This window comes from Microbacterium sp. NPDC089190, assembly GCF_040701795.1.
Lineage (GTDB): Bacteria > Actinomycetota > Actinomycetes > Actinomycetales > Microbacteriaceae > Microbacterium > Microbacterium galbum.
Genome location: NZ_JBFBHF010000004.1, coordinates 150,680 through 165,231, shown reverse-complemented (window position 1 = coordinate 165,231; position 14,552 = coordinate 150,680). Strand labels below are relative to the sequence as shown.

Below are 14,552 nucleotides of genomic sequence, written 5' to 3'. Positions count from 1 at the left end.
CTCGGCGGTCTTCCGGTCTCGCTGCAGACTGGCCGTCCCCCGGAACGAGAGGCATCATCATGAAGGCACTGACCTGGCAGGGCACCCGCAACGTGAGCGTCGAGGAGGTCCCCGACCCCGAGATCCTCGAGCCGACCGACGCGATCGTGAAGATCACCTCCACGGCGATCTGCGGCTCCGACCTGCACCTCTACGAGCTCTTCGGCCCCTTCATCGACAAGGGAGACGTGCTCGGCCACGAGCCCATGGGCGTCGTCGTCGAGGTCGGCTCGGCCGTGACGAACCTCGCGGTCGGCGACCGCATCGTCGTCCCCTTCAACATCTCGTGCGGGCACTGCTTCATGTGCCGCCGCGGTCTGCAGTCGCAGTGCGAGACCACGCAGGTGCGCGAGTACGGCAGCGGCGCGGCGCTCTTCGGCTACACCAAGCTCTACGGGCAGGTCCCCGGCGGTCAGGCCGAGTACCTGCGCGTGCCGCTGGCCGACTACAACCACATCCGCGTCGGCGACGACCTGCCCGACGACCGCTACCTGTTCCTCAGCGACATCGTGCCCACCGCCTGGCAGGGCGTGAAGTACGCGAACGTCCCCGAGGGCGGCACGCTCGCGGTGATGGGTCTCGGCCCGGTGGGGCAGTTCGCCGCACGCATCGGCGTGCATCTGGGCTACCGGGTGCTCGCGATCGAGCCCGAGCCGGAGCGCCGCGCGATGGCCGAGCGCCACGGCATCCTGACCTACGACCTGACCGACACCGTCGTCGACGAGCTCATCGACCTCACCGAGGGACGCGGGGCGGACGGCGTGGTGGATGCCGTCGGCATGGAGGCCCACGGCAACGGCGGCGTCAAGCTCGCGCAGAACGCCGTCGGGCTGCTCCCCGACGCCCTCGCGCAGAAGCTCATGGACAAGGCCGGCCTCGACCGCCTCGCCGCGGTCTACGCCTCGATCGACCTGGTGCGCCGCGGCGGCACGGTGTCGCTGAGCGGGGTGTACGCCGGCGAGGCCGACATCCTGCCCATGAAGACGATGTTCGACAAGCAGCTGAACCTGCGCATGGGCCAGTGCAACGTCAAGCGCTGGATCGATGACCTGCTGCCGCTCGTCGAGGACTCCGCCGACCCCCTCGGCGTGATGGATCTGGTCACCCACCACGCCCCGCTGGAGGACGCTCCCGGTCTCTACGAGACGTTCCAGAAGAAGGAGGACGGCTGCATCAAGGTGGTGCTCCGCCCCTGATCCCGGGCGCGCGAGTCGCCAGGATCTGTCGCCCTGAACGCACCGGAAGCGACGATTCCCGACTCGCGTGTACGTATCGCGGATGCCGGAGGGTCAGACCCGACCGGCGTGCACCGCCTCGAGCGCCTCGGCGTCCGCCGGGGTCATCCCCTCGATCGGCTCGCCGTTCCACACGATGTCGTCGCCGAGGGCCGCGAGGATCTCCTTGCGATCGCCGTGCGAGATCTTGGCGCCGTGCACGATGGTCGCGGGACTCCACAGCATCGCGGCGTCGTCCCACCACCCCGCGCCCACGTCACGGACGTGCAGCAGGTCGTGCAGCGTCTTCGGCAGGTGCTTCAGCGGCTCCGTGAACGCGTCGGCGAGCACGGCGAGGGTGATCTGCCGCTCCGTGCCGGGCACGGCCACGACCGGCTCGGCGAGCTCGCCCTGGATGGCCTTCGACACGTCGTCGGCCTCGAGCAGGATGACGCCGTTCGTCGGCCGCGGGTTGCACTCGATGATCTTGTAGTCGGGGGCCGCGGCGCTGCCGTGGTCGACGAAGTCGAACGAGATCTGTCCGGTGAAGCCCGGGTCGAGGGTGTCGACGAGCTGCTGCGTGTAGCGGAGCGTGTCGGTGCTGTCGACGGCGATGAACGCGATCGCGGTGGAATGCGCCCACTGCTCGGCGGCCTTGTACGTGGTGTGCGCCTGGACCTTGCCGTCGACGACGACGCTGTAGGTGCACACCATCGGTCCATCGACGAAGGGCTGCACGAGCCACGGCTGCTCGGGCGTGGGGACGCACTCGTCGACCGGGATCTTGCCCGCGAGCGGACCGGTGTTGGTCAGCAGGCCGACGCCGCCGCGCGAGAACGCCGCGCGGGCGAAGTAGCGCGGGAACGAGGCGATCGCCTCGCGCAGCTCCTCGGGCGAGATGACGACCACCGTCTCGGGGATGGGCACCCCGGCATCCTGAGCCAGGCGCTGGAAGCTCGCCTTGTCGTGCAGGCGCGCCAGATCGGCGAAACTGCCGGCGTACAGGCGCACGCGCGCGGGAAGGTCGGCCACGCGGGCGGCGAGGTAGAAGACCTCCTCGAACGTGGGGATGATCACGTCGATGTCGTGCTTCTCGACGTAGTCGCTCACCGCGGCGATGAAGGCGTCGGTCTCGAACCGCGGCGACGGGGTGGCGAGGTGTCCGGAGAGGAAGCGCGAGTGGTTGCCCACGGCGCCGTCGTAGGTGTCGCTTGCGAACACCGTGTGCCCGACGCTGCCGAGCTTGCGGATCAGGTCGAGGGCGAAGGTGTTACGGGAACTGGTGACGAGCACGCGCATGGAGGCACCCCTGGTCGTTGCGGCGGACGGTGGGCGTCACTCTATCCATCGGCTGTGCGGACGTGGGAGAGGTGTGGGGGAAACGTTCCCGCAACACGGTGCTGAGTAGAGTCTCAGCATGGGTGACCTGTTCGACGGTTACGGCTCCACGCTGGCGCCGCGCAAGACCGCATCCGGCATCCCGGCGTACGACGAGATGTTCGGCGTCCCGGCCTCGCCCGGAGACGCCGCCCCCTCTCGCGAGGCGTACCGGGAGCTCTACCAGACGCTCGCGCAGATGACCCAGGAGGAGCTGCGCGGCCGCACCGAGTCTCTGGCGAGCTCGTACCTGGCGCAGGGCGTCACGTTCGACTTCGCGGGCGAGGAGCGGCCCTTCCCCCTGGATGCCGTGCCCCGGGTCATCGCCTACGACGAGTGGTCGCGCATCGAGGCGGGCGTGAAGCAGCGGGTGCGCGCCCTCGAGGCCTTCCTCGACGACGCCTACGGCAATCAGCACTGCGTGCGCGACGGCATCCTGCCCGCGGGTCTCATCTCGTCGTCGCAGTACTTCTACCGCCAGGCCGCCGGCATCCGCAGTGCCAACGGCGTGCGCATCCAGGTGTCGGGCATCGACCTCATCCGCGACGAGCACGGCGAGATGCGCGTGCTCGAAGACAACGTGCGCGTGCCCTCGGGTGTCTCGTACGTCATCTCGAACCGTCGGGTCATGGCGCAGACGCTGCCCGAGCTGTTCGTGTCGATGCGCGTCCGCCCCGTCGGCGACTACCCCAACAAGCTCCTCGCCGCGCTCAAGGCGTCGGCCCCGCCCGGGATCGACGACCCGAACATCGTCGTGCTCACCCCGGGTGTCTACAACTCGGCGTACTTCGAGCACACGCTGCTCGCGCGTCTGATGGGCGTCGAGCTCGTCGAGGGACGCGACCTGCTGTGCATCGGCGGCAAGGTCTTCATGCGCACCACGCGCGGACCGCAGCGCGTCGACGTCATCTACCGCCGCGTCGACGACGACTTCCTCGACCCGCTGCAGTTCCGCGCCGACTCGATGCTCGGCGCCCCCGGCCTCATGCTCGCGGCGCGCCTGGGCAATGTCACCATCGCCAATGCCGTGGGCAACGGCGTCGCCGACGACAAGCTGCTCTACACGTACGTGCCGGATCTCATCCGCTACTACCTCGCGGAGGAGCCGATCCTCAAGAACGTCGACACCTGGCGGCTCGAAGACCCGGGCGCGCTCGAAGAGGTGCTCGATCGCCTGCCCGAGCTCGTCGTCAAGCCGGTCGACGGCTCCGGCGGCAAGGGGCTCGTCGTGGGCCCCGACGCCTCGCCGGCCGAGCTCGACGCGCTGCGCAAACGCCTGCTCGCCGATCCCCGCGGCTGGATCGCGCAGCCGGTCGTCATGCTCTCGACCATCCCGACGCTGGTGGAGGACGGGATGCGACCGCGGCACGCCGACCTGCGTCCCTTCGCCGTCAACGACGGCGACGACATCTGGGTGCTGCCCGGCGGCCTGACCCGCGTGGCCCTCCCCGAGGGTCAGCTCGTGGTCAACTCGAGCCAGGGCGGTGGCTCGAAGGACACGTGGGTGGTCGGCGGATCCGCGCCGTCTCACGTCGAGTACGGCCAGGGCAACGGCGTCTCGGGTCTCGTCGCCGACCAGGCGGCGGTGACCGAGGCGATCCCGATCATCTACGACGGTCAGCCCGCGCCCACCACCTCCCCGCGCGACCCGCGCCCGGGCTCCGGCAAGGAGCAGCAGGAACAGCAGCAGCAGGATGCCGGGGTGCAGCACGGCCCGCAGGCGGAGCAGCAGCAGCAGGCGCGCGAGGGGGTACCGGACCCCTCGACACGCTCAGGGTGCTCGGTGCGCCCAGGGTCCTCTGTGCGCTCGGCCGCGCCCGCTGGTGACGGAGGGGAGCGGGGATCATGCTGAGCCGCATCGCGGAGAGCCTGTTCTGGATCGGGCGCTACATCGAGCGCAGCGACGGCACCGCGCGCATCCTCGACGTGCACCTGCAGCTGCTGCTCGAGGATCCCTGGATCGACGAGGACACCGCGTGCCGGTCGCTGTTGAGCGTGATGGGCTCGGCCTGGCCCGAGAACGTCGACTCGGTGCGCCGCGACGACGTGCTGGCCCGCCTCGCGGTCGACCGCATGAACCCGTCGAGCATCGCCTACTCGCTCACCGCGGCCCGCGAGAACGCCCGCCGCGCGCGCGAGATCGTCTCGACCGAGCTGTGGGAGATCCTCAACACCACGAATTCGCGGATGCCGCGGCGGCTGCAGACCGACAAGGTGCACGAGTTCTTCCAGTGGGTGCGCGAACGCGCCGCCCTGGCGATCGGCATCGTCGACTCGTCCACCAACCGCGACGAGGCGTGGCAGTTCTTCACCCTCGGCCGCAGCATCGAGCGCACCGACATGACGGCCCGCCTGCTCGCGACCCGGTCGCTCACCGAGGTGTCGGGGCCGTCGTGGACCACGATCCTTCGGTCGTGCGGCGCCTACGAGGCCTACCTGCGCACCTATCGAGGCATGCCGAGCGCCCGCAACGCGGCGGAGTTCCTGCTGCTCGACCGCCTGTTCCCGCGCTCGATCATCTACTCGATCCAGCGGGCCGAGGACTGCATGAGCGCGATCGACCCGCGCGCCGACCGTGTCGGGCACTCCAACACCGTGCTGCGGGCCCTCGGTCAGATCCGCAACGACCTCGAGTACCGGCCGGTCAGCGACGTGCTCACCGACCTGCCGGAGCACATGCAGCGCGTGCAGACGGTCACGCGCGAGGCGTCGGAGGCGATCCGCTCGCGGTTCTTCCCGACGCAGGCCGAGCCGAGCTGGATCGGGGAGATCTCATGATGGATGCCATGACCGCGGCGATCGCGACAACCCCGGGGGGTCTGCGATGAAGCGCCTGCGCATCGAGCACCAGACCGGCTTCGTGTACCCGGGCGACGTCGTCGCCTCGTACAATGAGGCGCGCATGCTCCCGCACTCCACCGACAGCCAGTTCGTGCTGAGCTCGTCGCTCGACATCGAGCCCTCCACCTCGGTCAACCAGTACGTCGACTACTTCGGCACGCGGGTCGCGGCGTTCGACGTCCTCTCGCCGCATGCCGCGCTCACGATCACGGCGCGCTCCTTGGTCGAGGTGCGCCCTCGACCGATCGAGCACGCCGACATCACGTGGGAGCAGCTCGCCGCCGAGGCGGACCGATCGATCTCGACGGTGGAGCAGTTGTCGCAGACCCGCCGCACCACCCCGCACGCCGAGGTGGCCGAACTGGCGCGGTCCATCGCCGCCCAACACGACCGTCCCGGCCCGGCCGCGCACGCCATCGCCGAGGCGATCGGGAACGCGATCGAGTACATGCAGGGCGTCACGGGCGTGACCTCCACGGCGATCGACGCGTGGGAGGCCCGTAAGGGCGTGTGCCAGGACATCGCGCACGTCGCCATCGGAGCGCTGCGCGAGGTCGGCATCCCGGCCCGCTACGTCTCGGGCTACCTGCACCCGAAGCCGTCCGCGGAGGTCGGCGAGGCGGTCACGGGCGAGTCGCACGCGTGGGTCGAGTGGTTCGCGGGCGACTGGCAGGGCTTCGACCCCACGAACAACATCGAGATCGGCGACCGTCACGTGCTCGTCGGTCGCGGCCGCGACTACAACGACGTCCCTCCGCTGCGCGGCGTCTACGCCGGCCCCGGCAAGAGCAACCTCAAGGTGAAGGTCACGATCACGCGCGAGACCTGACCGCCGCGGTCGTGTCGGCGAGTCAGACGGCGTCCGCCAGCCGGGCCCGCACCTCGCGGTGCAGACCTTCGAGCGTGCTCGCCTCGCCGCGGTCGTAGCGGCGCGCCCACTCGTCGAGGGTCGTCCGCATCTCGAGGCCGGCCACTCCGAGGGCCGTGCGCACGTCGAGCTCGGCGAGCCCGACCCGTTCGGCGATCTCGGGGACGAAGCGATCGGCCGAGGTGACCTCCCGGCGCACGGCGGCGCCGAGCAGGGCGGGCTCGTGGGCGATGAGTCGCCGCACGCGCAGGTACCGTTCGCGCGCCTGGGCGTCGGCATCCAGGAGCTGGAGTTCACGGGCGAAGACGTCGCGCAGAGCCGAGAGGAGGGCGCGGATGCCGTCGCCGGTGTCGCCGACCCCCGCGAGGGCGTCGGCGAAGCGGCCGTCGTCGATGAAGACCGCGTCTTCCTTCGTGCCGGCGAGGCGGAAGAACGTGCGTGCGGAGACGCCCGCGCGCGCGGCGATCTCGTCGACCGTCGTGCCCTGCACCCCCTTCTGTTCGAAGAGGTCGAGAGCGGCGGCGCAGATCTCGACGGCGGTCTCGCGGCGGCGGCGGTCGCGCAGGCCCTCGACGGGGGCCGCGGGAGTGCTCATGTCCGATACAGTAGTCCATGTCTTATTGGCAGTAACTGCCAACTTGTCGGAACCTGCTCAGATTGGTCGCCCATGGTCTCCACCGGAACCGTCCCCACCACCGCCACGCCGCCCGGCAGGAGCGACGTCCGCCCCGGTGCGGTCATCGCCCTCCTCGTGGTCGCCGCCTTCGTCGTCATCCTGAACGAGACGATCATGGGCGTCGCCCTGCCCGAACTGATGCGCGAGCTCGACATCGCCGCCGCCACCGCGCAGTGGCTCACCACGGCCTTCCTGCTCACGATGGCCGTGGTCATCCCCACCACCGGGTTCCTCATCCAGCGCTTCCCGCTCCGCACGCTCTTCTTCACCGCGATGGGGCTATTCACCCTCGGCACGGTCGTCGCCGCCGTCGCGCCGGGCTTCGGTGTGCTGCTGCTCGGGCGCATCGTCCAGGCGTCGGGCACGGCGATCATGATCCCGCTGCTGTTCACGACGGTGCTCAACGTCGTCCCCGCCCACCGGCGCGGGCGCATGATGGGCCTCATCTCGATCGTCATCTCGGTGGCCCCGGCCGTGGGGCCCACCGTGTCGGGACTCATCCTGTCGGTCTTCCCCTGGCGTGCGATGTTCGTCGTCATGGTGCCGATCGCCCTCGTCGCGATCGCGCTCGGCGCCCGCTGGGTGCAGAACCTCACCGAGACCCGGCGCGTCGCCCTCGACGTGCTCTCGGTGGCGCTGTCGGCCCTCGCCTTCGGCGGCATCATCTTCGGACTCTCCAGCATCGGCGAGGCCGCCGGCGGACACGCCCTCGTGCCCGTGTGGATCCCCCTCGTGGTCGGTGCGGTCGCGCTGGCCGCCTTCGTCGTCCGGCAGGTGCGGCTCGGCGCGACCGAACGCGTCCTGCTGAACCTCGCCGTCTTCCGCCACTCGACCTTCACCGTGGCCGTGATCCTGGTCGTCGTCGCCATGACCACCCTCTTCGGCGTGCTCATCCTGCTGCCGCTGTACCTGCAGAACGTCCTGGGCCTGGGAACCCTCCCCACCGGCCTCATGCTGCTGCCGGGCGGACTGCTCATGGGTCTCATGGCGCCGATCGTCGGCAACCTCTTCGACCGCTTCGGCGCGCGCCCGCTGGTGCTCCCGGGCGCGGTCGTCGCGAGCGTCGCGCTGTGGGGCTTCGCGACGCTCTCGGCCACGACGCCGATCGGCTTCGTCATCGCCGTGCACTGCGTCCTCAGCCTGGGCCTGGCGCTCATGTTCACCCCGCTCATGACCTCGGCGCTCGGCTCGCTGCCGCGTGCGCTCTACCCGCACGGCTCCGCGATCGTGTCCACCGTGCAGCAACTCGCGGGAGCGGCGGGCACCGCGGTGTTCGTGACCCTCATGACCGTCGGCGCCGCGTCGGCGGCCGGCGGGGGAGCGGGGGCCGTGGATGCGACGGCCTCCGGCATCCACACCGCCTTCTTCGTCGCGGCGTGCCTGTCGATCGCGGTGGTCGTGCTCGCGGCGTTCGTGCGGACGCCGAAGCAGGCCGAGGCCGTGGAGGGGATGCCGGCGCACTGACGCCGGCGCGGGGGCGTCGGGCTACGGCGCCCCCGTGGACGCTCGGGCGACGAGCTCCGGCGCGAACACCGTCTGCCGCGTCGGGCGCCCGGGATCGTCGGCCTCGTCGAGCAGGATGCGCATCGCCGTCCCCCCGATGAGCGCGCTCGGCTGGCGGACGGAGGTGAGCGGCACGGCCGCCGCGGCGGCGAAGGGGATGTCGTCGAAGCCGACGACGGCGATCTCGTCCGGCACCAGCATGCGGCCGTCGACGACCAGGCCCTGGAGGAGTCCGAGGGCGAGGAGGTCGTTGGCGGCGAAGACCGCGTCGGGGCGATCGGCGCGGTCGCGGGCCAGGAGCCGCCGCCCGGCGGCCACTCCTTCGTCGACCGTGAGCGCGTGGGTGGGGACGACCTCGAGCGTGGCGGGGTGGGCGCTGTTCTCGACCGCGCTGCGGGCTCCGGCGAGACGGTCCGTGACCTGACGGATGTCGAAGGAGCCGCCGACGAAGGCGATCCGGCGACGACCGCGCGAGAGCAGGTGCTCGGCCGCAAGTCGTCCACCGGCCACGCTGTCGACCGAGACCGACGAGAAGCGTCCGTCGCCGGAGAAGCGGTCGATCAGCACCGACGGGATGCCGCGGGCGCGAAGCCGCGTGAGTCGCGCGGTGACGTCGCCGAACGGCGCGATGAGCAGGCCCCGCACCATCTGCTGCTCGAACAGGTCGATGTACAGCGTCTCCCGGGCGGCGTCCTCGTCGCTGTTGCCGTGCAGGACGGCGAGACCGCGCGCGGTGGCCTCGTGTTCGGCGCCGCCCACGACGTCGGCGAAGAAGGGGTTGCGGCCGTCGAGTGCCACGAAGCCGACGGTCGTGCTCACTCCCGCGCGCAGTTGGCGCGCCGCGTCGTTGCGCACGTAGCCGAGCTGCTCGATCGCACTGTTGACGCGTTCGACCGACGAGGCGGAGACGGCGTCGGGGCGGTTGAGCACGTTCGAGACGGTCCCGACCGACACGCCCGCCAGGGTCGCGACATCGCGGATGCTCACCGACACGGCGCCTCCTCACGTCACGATCCGGTCTCGACGCGATCCCGACTTGACCACGTCGTCGGGCTCACCCTACAGTGACTGGCATCCGATCTGAAACGTTTCAGATTCGACCCGGGAAACCGGACCGACCCTCAATGAGGAGGCCGCATGGCTGACGCGATGGACGCGACCCACGCCCCGTCCGACCACGCCCTCGAGCTGCGCCGCGTGATGAAGTCCTTCGGCCCCGTGGTGGCCCTGCGGTCGGGGAGCCTCGTGCTCGACCGTGGTTCGATCCACGCGCTGATCGGCGAGAACGGCGCGGGCAAGTCGACGCTCGTGAAGATCATCGCGGGCCTCTACCGTCGCGACGACGGCGACTTCCTGCTCGACGGCGAGAGCGTCGATTTCGTCAGCACCGCCCAGTCGAAGGCCGCGGGGATCGCGGTCATCTACCAGGAGCCGACGCTGTTCCCCGACCTGTCGGTCACCGAGAACATCTTCATGGGCCGCCAGCCCACCGGCCGTCTCGGACGCATCGACCGCGCCGCGATGCGCGAGGAGGCGACGCAGATCTTCGCCCGCCTGGGCGTCGCCCTCGATCCCGATCGGGTGACCGAGGGGCTCTCGATCGCCGACCAGCAGATCATCGAGATCGCCAAGGCCATCTCGCTCGACGCTCGGGTGCTGATCATGGACGAGCCCACCGCGGCGCTCAGCGGCGTCGAGGTCGAGCGGTTGTTCGCGGTGGCGCGGAGCCTGCGCGACGAGGGCCGCGCCCTGCTGTTCATCTCGCACCGCTTCGACGAGGTCTTCGCCCTGTGCGACACCGTGACCGTCATGCGCGACGGGGCATACGTCCACACGACGCCCCTGGCCGACACGACGGTCGACGACCTCGTGCGGCAGATGGTCGGCCGCGACGTGACCGAGCTCTTCCCGAAGCTGCCGTCCACCCCCGGCGAGGTCGTGCTCGAGGTCGAGGGGCTCACCCGCAAGGGCGTCTTCCGCGACATCTCGTTCACGCTGCGCGCCGGCGAGATCGTCGGTCTCGCCGGACTCGTCGGCGCCGGGCGCAGCGAGGTCGCCCGCGCGATCTTCGGCGTCGACCCCTACGAATCGGGCACCGTGCGCCTCGCGGGCAGCATGCTGCCGAAGAACGCCGTGCGTCAGGCGACGGCACGCGGCCTCGCGCTCGTGCCCGAAGACCGCCGCAAGCAGGGGCTCGTCCTCGACGAGGGCGTCTCGCGCAACATCACCCTCGCGATCCGACAGAAGCTCTCGCGCTGGGGACTCCTGCGCAGCTCCGATGAGAACCGCGCGGCGCGCGAATGGGCGAGCCGCCTCGAGGTCAAGACGGCGGCCCTGGATGCCACGACGGGAACGCTCAGCGGCGGCAACCAGCAGAAGGTCGTCATCGGCAAGTGGCTCGCGACGCAGCCCAAGGTGCTGATCGTCGACGAGCCCACCCGCGGCATCGACGTCGGAACCAAGAGCGAGGTGCATCGCCTCCTCTCCGAGCTCGCGCAGCAGGGCCTCGCGATCCTCATGATCTCGAGCGAACTGCCCGAGGTCCTCGGCATGGCCGACCGCGTCCTCGTCATGCGCGAAGGACGACTGACGGGGGAGTTCGCGCGAGCGGATGCCACCCCCGAGGCCGTCATGTTCGCCGCGACCGCCGAGGCGGGGGCATCGCTGTGAGCGCGGCATCCTTCCTCCCCGTCCCGACCACCCCTGAAGCGGAGAGCCTCCGATGAGCACCGCCACCCCCGTCCGTCCGGGCACCAGCCCCGCGGCGAAGCTCGTCTCGCACGTCGCCACGGCGCGCGAGAGCGGCATCGTCCTCGCGCTCGTGCTGATCATCGTCGTGGCGACGCTGAACAACCCGACGTTCCTCTTCTCGCCCGACGGCTTCCGCGACCTGCTGCTCACGCCGTCGCTGCTGCTGCTCGTCGCCGTCGGGCAGGCGATCGTCATCATCACGCGCAACGTCGACCTGTCGGTCGGCTCGGTCGTGGGGCTGACCGCCTATCTCACCGGACGCCTCTTCATCGACGTGCCCGGGCTGCCGCTGGTGGTCGTCTTCCTCGCGGGCATCGTGGTCGGCGGCATCCTGGGCTTCGTCAACGGCGCGCTCGTCGCCTACGCGAAGGTGCCCGCGCTGGTCATCACCCTCGGCACGATGTACATCTACCGCGGGATCAACGTCGCGTGGGCGGGGAGCAACCGCGTCAACGCCTCCGACCTGCCCGCCGACTTCCGCGGGCTCGGGACGGGCCAGATCCTCGGCATCCCGATCCTGACGATCCTCGCCGTCGTGGTGCTGATCGTCGCGGCCTGGTACCTGCGCAACCTCCGCAGCGGGCGCGAGCTGTACGCGATCGGGTCCGACCCGGCCGCCGCCCACCTGTACGGCCTCAAGGTGAACCGCCGCATCATCGGCGCGTTCGTCACCAGCGGCGCCCTCGCCGGTCTCGCGGGCGTGCTCTACGCCGCCCGGTACGGCACCGTCGCCTCCAACGCCGGTTTCGGCTGGGAGCTCCAGGCGATCGGGGCGGCCGTCATCGGCGGCGTCGCGATCTCGGGCGGCGTCGGCACCGTCTGGGGTGCGGCCATCGGCGCCTACCTGCTCCTCACGATCAACCGCGCGCTGCCGATCCTCGGCATCGACGACTTCTGGCAGCGCGCCGTGGTCGGCGCGCTCATCCTCGGCGCCATCGTGCTCGACCGCGTGCTGGCCGTCCGGCAGTCCCGCAAGCTCACCGCAGAGAGGGAGACGGGTCGATGACCTCCACCACCGTCGACGAACGCGCCCGCACCTACCGCGCGCACGGACGCCCGTTCTGGCGTCGCGCCCTGCTCACGCGCGAGGCCGCCATCATCGGCATCCTGCTGCTCGTGATCGTCGTCTCGCTGGCGACGGTGCGCAACTTCGACAGCCCGCTCACCGTCACGTACCTGCTGCGCGACATCGCACCGATCCTGTTGATCGCGCTGCCGATGACGCTCATCATCATCACCGAGGAGATCGACCTCTCGGTCGCGAGCATCGTCGGTCTCTCCAGCGTCACCGTCGGCGTCCTCACGCAGGCGGGCTGGCCGTTCGAGGTCGCCGCCCTCGCGGCGATCGTCGTGGGCCTGGTGGCCGGGGCGATCAACGGCTTCCTCGTGACGGTCGTGGGACTGCCCTCGCTCGCCGTCACGATCGGGACGCTCGCGCTCTTCCGCGGCATCGCCGTGGGCCTCCTCGGCACCGAGGCGGTCACGGAGTTCCCCGAAACCTGGACCGACCTCGCCAAGGCGAACATCCCCGGAACGCCCCTGCCGCTGATCATGATCCCGTTCGCGGTGCTCGCGATCGTGTTCGCCGTGCTGCTGCACCTCACCCCGTTCGGGCGGTCGCTGTACGCGATCGGCCTCAACAAGGAGGCCGCGCAGTTCTCCGGCATCGACGTGGCCCGCACGAAGTTCGTCCTGTTCGTGCTCAGCGGCACGGTCTCGGGCTTCGCGGGGGTCTACTTCACCCTGCTCTACAGCAACGCCCGCGGCGAGAACGCCATGGGCATGGAGCTGCAGATCATCGCCGCAGTGCTGCTGGGCGGCGTGTCGATCTTCGGCGGCCGCGGCGCCCTCCACGGCGTGATCGCCGGCGTGCTGCTCATCGGCACCCTCGGCAGCGCGCTGCGGCTCGCGGGGGTGACGAGCGACATCATCAACGTCATCACCGGCGTGCTCCTCGTGCTCTCCGTCGTGTCGGCCAGCCTGCTCGCCTGGGTGCAATCCCGCCGAGCGGCCGCCCTCGGCAAGCGCAGGAACGCGCGTGCCTCCGCCCCCGCCGCCACCGTCTGACCTGCTCACCACACCCGCATCACGAAAGGAAACAACGATGTTCGCATTCACGCGCAAGACCCGCGTCGGCACCGCTGCCGCCGCTCTCGCCCTGGCGGTCACCCTCGTCGCCACCGGCTGCTCCGGCGGCTCCGGCGGAGGCTCCGGTTCTGGGGGCGACGGGGGCAATCTCGCGATCACCTTCCTGCCGAAGAACCTCGGCAACCCGTACTTCGAGACCTCGAACAAGGGCGGCGAGGAGGCCATCGGCGAGTTCGGCGGCACCTTCGAGCAGGTCGGTCCGAGCGAGGCGACGCCCACGTCGCAGGTGCAGTACATCCAGACCGCGGCTCAGCAGGGCGTGGGCGGCCTCGTCATCTCGGCGAACGACCCCTCGGCCATCTGCGACGCGCTCGACGAGGCACGCAGCGCCGGCGTCAAGGTCGTCACGTTCGACTCCGACACCGACGCGAAGTGCCGCGACCTCTTCATCAACCAGGCGACCGCCGAGGGCATCGCCAAGGTGCAGGTCGACCTCGTCGCGAAGCAGATCGGCGACGCCGGTCAGGTGGCGATCCTGTCGGCCGCGGCCAACGCGACGAACCAGAACGCCTGGATCGAGCTCATGAAGGCGGACTTCGCCGCCAACCACCCGAACATCGAGCTCGTCGACGTCGTCTACGGCGACGATGACGACCAGACCTCGTTCGACCGCACCGCGGCCCTGCTGCAGACGTACCCGAACCTCAAGGGCATCGTCTCGCCGACCACCGTCGGCATCGCCGCCGCCGGTCGCTACCTCTCGACCTCGGAGTACAAGGGCAAGGTCGCGCTGACCGGTCTCGGCACGCCCAACCAGCTCCGCGAGTACGTGCAGGACGGCACCATCACCGCGTTCGCCCTGTGGAACCCCGCCGACCTCGGCTACCTGTCGGCGTACGCGACCAAGGCGCTGATCGACGGCACCATCACGGGTAAGGAGGGCGACTCCTTCGAGGCGGGCAAGCTCGGCGAGTTCACCGTCGGCGCCGACGCCACGGTCCTCCTCGGTGACCCCTACGTGTTCGACTCCTCGAACATCGCGGACTTCGACTTCTGAGTCGACGCCCCGCATCGGCCCCGGCCGCCCTCGTGGCGGTCGGGGCTTCGGCGTTCCGGGGGCTTCGGCGTTCCGGGGGCGTCGGTGTTCCGGGGTGTCGGTGTTCCGGGACGTCGGCGTTCCGGGTCCGCGGTCGGC

The 14,552-nt window shown here is 70.4% G+C and carries 12 protein-coding genes; 9 read left to right on the top strand and 3 right to left on the bottom strand.

What is annotated here, in order from left to right; genetic code table 11:
• Nucleotides 1-59 precede the first annotated feature (59 nt).
• Nucleotides 60-1,235 (top strand): zinc-dependent alcohol dehydrogenase, encoded by a 1,176-nt coding sequence (locus AB0230_RS14175; RefSeq protein WP_366376391.1) that lies wholly within the window; start codon nt 60-62, stop codon nt 1,233-1,235.
• Nucleotides 1,236-1,328: 93 nt separating this feature from the next.
• On the opposite strand, the gene AB0230_RS14170 is transcribed toward AB0230_RS14175, so the two are convergent.
• On the bottom strand, nt 1,329-2,552 hold the full coding sequence (locus AB0230_RS14170) for a carbamoyl-phosphate synthase large subunit (protein WP_366376389.1): 1,224 nt from the start codon (nt 2,550-2,552) through the stop codon (nt 1,329-1,331).
• 118 nt (nt 2,553-2,670) lie between these two features.
• Between AB0230_RS14170 and AB0230_RS14165 the strand changes: the two genes are divergently transcribed.
• Genes AB0230_RS14165 through AB0230_RS14155 form a run of 3 tightly spaced genes read left to right on the top strand, consistent with a single transcriptional unit; the run spans nt 2,671 to nt 6,300 of the window.
• Nucleotides 2,671-4,482 carry a circularly permuted type 2 ATP-grasp protein gene (locus AB0230_RS14165; protein ID WP_363389055.1) on the top strand — a complete coding sequence of 604 codons (1,812 nt, stop codon included), beginning with the start codon at nt 2,671-2,673 and terminating at the stop codon, nt 4,480-4,482.
• Nucleotides 4,476-5,408 carry an alpha-E domain-containing protein gene (locus AB0230_RS14160; protein ID WP_315994419.1) on the top strand — a complete coding sequence of 311 codons (933 nt, stop codon included), beginning with the start codon at nt 4,476-4,478 and terminating at the stop codon, nt 5,406-5,408. Before AB0230_RS14165 ends, AB0230_RS14160 begins: the two co-directional genes overlap by 7 nt.
• Nucleotides 5,409-5,454: 46 nt before the next feature.
• On the top strand, nt 5,455-6,300 hold the full coding sequence (locus AB0230_RS14155; RefSeq protein ID WP_315994420.1) for a transglutaminase family protein: 846 nt from the start codon (nt 5,455-5,457) through the stop codon (nt 6,298-6,300).
• 22 nt (nt 6,301-6,322) lie between these two features.
• Here AB0230_RS14155 and AB0230_RS14150 read toward each other — a convergent pair whose 3' ends face one another.
• Nucleotides 6,323-6,934 carry a helix-turn-helix domain-containing protein gene (locus tag AB0230_RS14150; RefSeq protein WP_366376386.1) on the bottom strand — a complete coding sequence of 204 codons (612 nt, stop codon included), beginning with the start codon at nt 6,932-6,934 and terminating at the stop codon, nt 6,323-6,325.
• A 72-nt stretch (nt 6,935-7,006) separates the two neighbouring features.
• Here AB0230_RS14150 and AB0230_RS14145 point away from each other — a divergent pair, with 72 nt between their 5' ends.
• Nucleotides 7,007-8,479 carry an MDR family MFS transporter gene (locus AB0230_RS14145; protein ID WP_366376384.1) on the top strand — a complete coding sequence of 491 codons (1,473 nt, stop codon included), beginning with the start codon at nt 7,007-7,009 and terminating at the stop codon, nt 8,477-8,479.
• A gap of 21 nt (nt 8,480-8,500) precedes the next feature.
• Here AB0230_RS14145 and AB0230_RS14140 read toward each other — a convergent pair whose 3' ends face one another.
• Nucleotides 8,501-9,511, bottom strand: coding sequence for a LacI family DNA-binding transcriptional regulator (locus AB0230_RS14140; protein WP_363389065.1), 1,011 nt, complete (start codon nt 9,509-9,511; stop codon nt 8,501-8,503).
• A gap of 144 nt (nt 9,512-9,655) precedes the next feature.
• Between AB0230_RS14140 and AB0230_RS14135 the strand changes: the two genes are divergently transcribed.
• From AB0230_RS14135 to rhaS, 4 genes are read left to right on the top strand one after another with little or no spacing between them, the layout of a single operon-like run.
• Nucleotides 9,656-11,188, top strand: coding sequence for a sugar ABC transporter ATP-binding protein (locus AB0230_RS14135; RefSeq protein ID WP_315994424.1), 1,533 nt, complete (start codon nt 9,656-9,658; stop codon nt 11,186-11,188).
• Nucleotides 11,189-11,240: 52 nt separating this feature from the next.
• Nucleotides 11,241-12,275: an ABC transporter permease gene (locus tag AB0230_RS14130; RefSeq protein ID WP_315994425.1), complete on the top strand. Its 1,035-nt coding sequence runs from the start codon at nt 11,241-11,243 to the stop codon at nt 12,273-12,275.
• Nucleotides 12,272-13,336, top strand: coding sequence for an ABC transporter permease (locus tag AB0230_RS14125; protein ID WP_315994426.1), 1,065 nt, complete (start codon nt 12,272-12,274; stop codon nt 13,334-13,336). The genes AB0230_RS14130 and AB0230_RS14125 overlap by 4 nt, the downstream gene beginning before the upstream one ends.
• 37 nt (nt 13,337-13,373) lie before the next feature.
• Nucleotides 13,374-14,414: a rhamnose ABC transporter substrate-binding protein gene (rhaS, locus tag AB0230_RS14120; RefSeq protein ID WP_315994427.1), complete on the top strand. Its 1,041-nt coding sequence runs from the start codon at nt 13,374-13,376 to the stop codon at nt 14,412-14,414.
• The last annotated feature ends 138 nt before the right edge of the window (nt 14,415-14,552 follow it).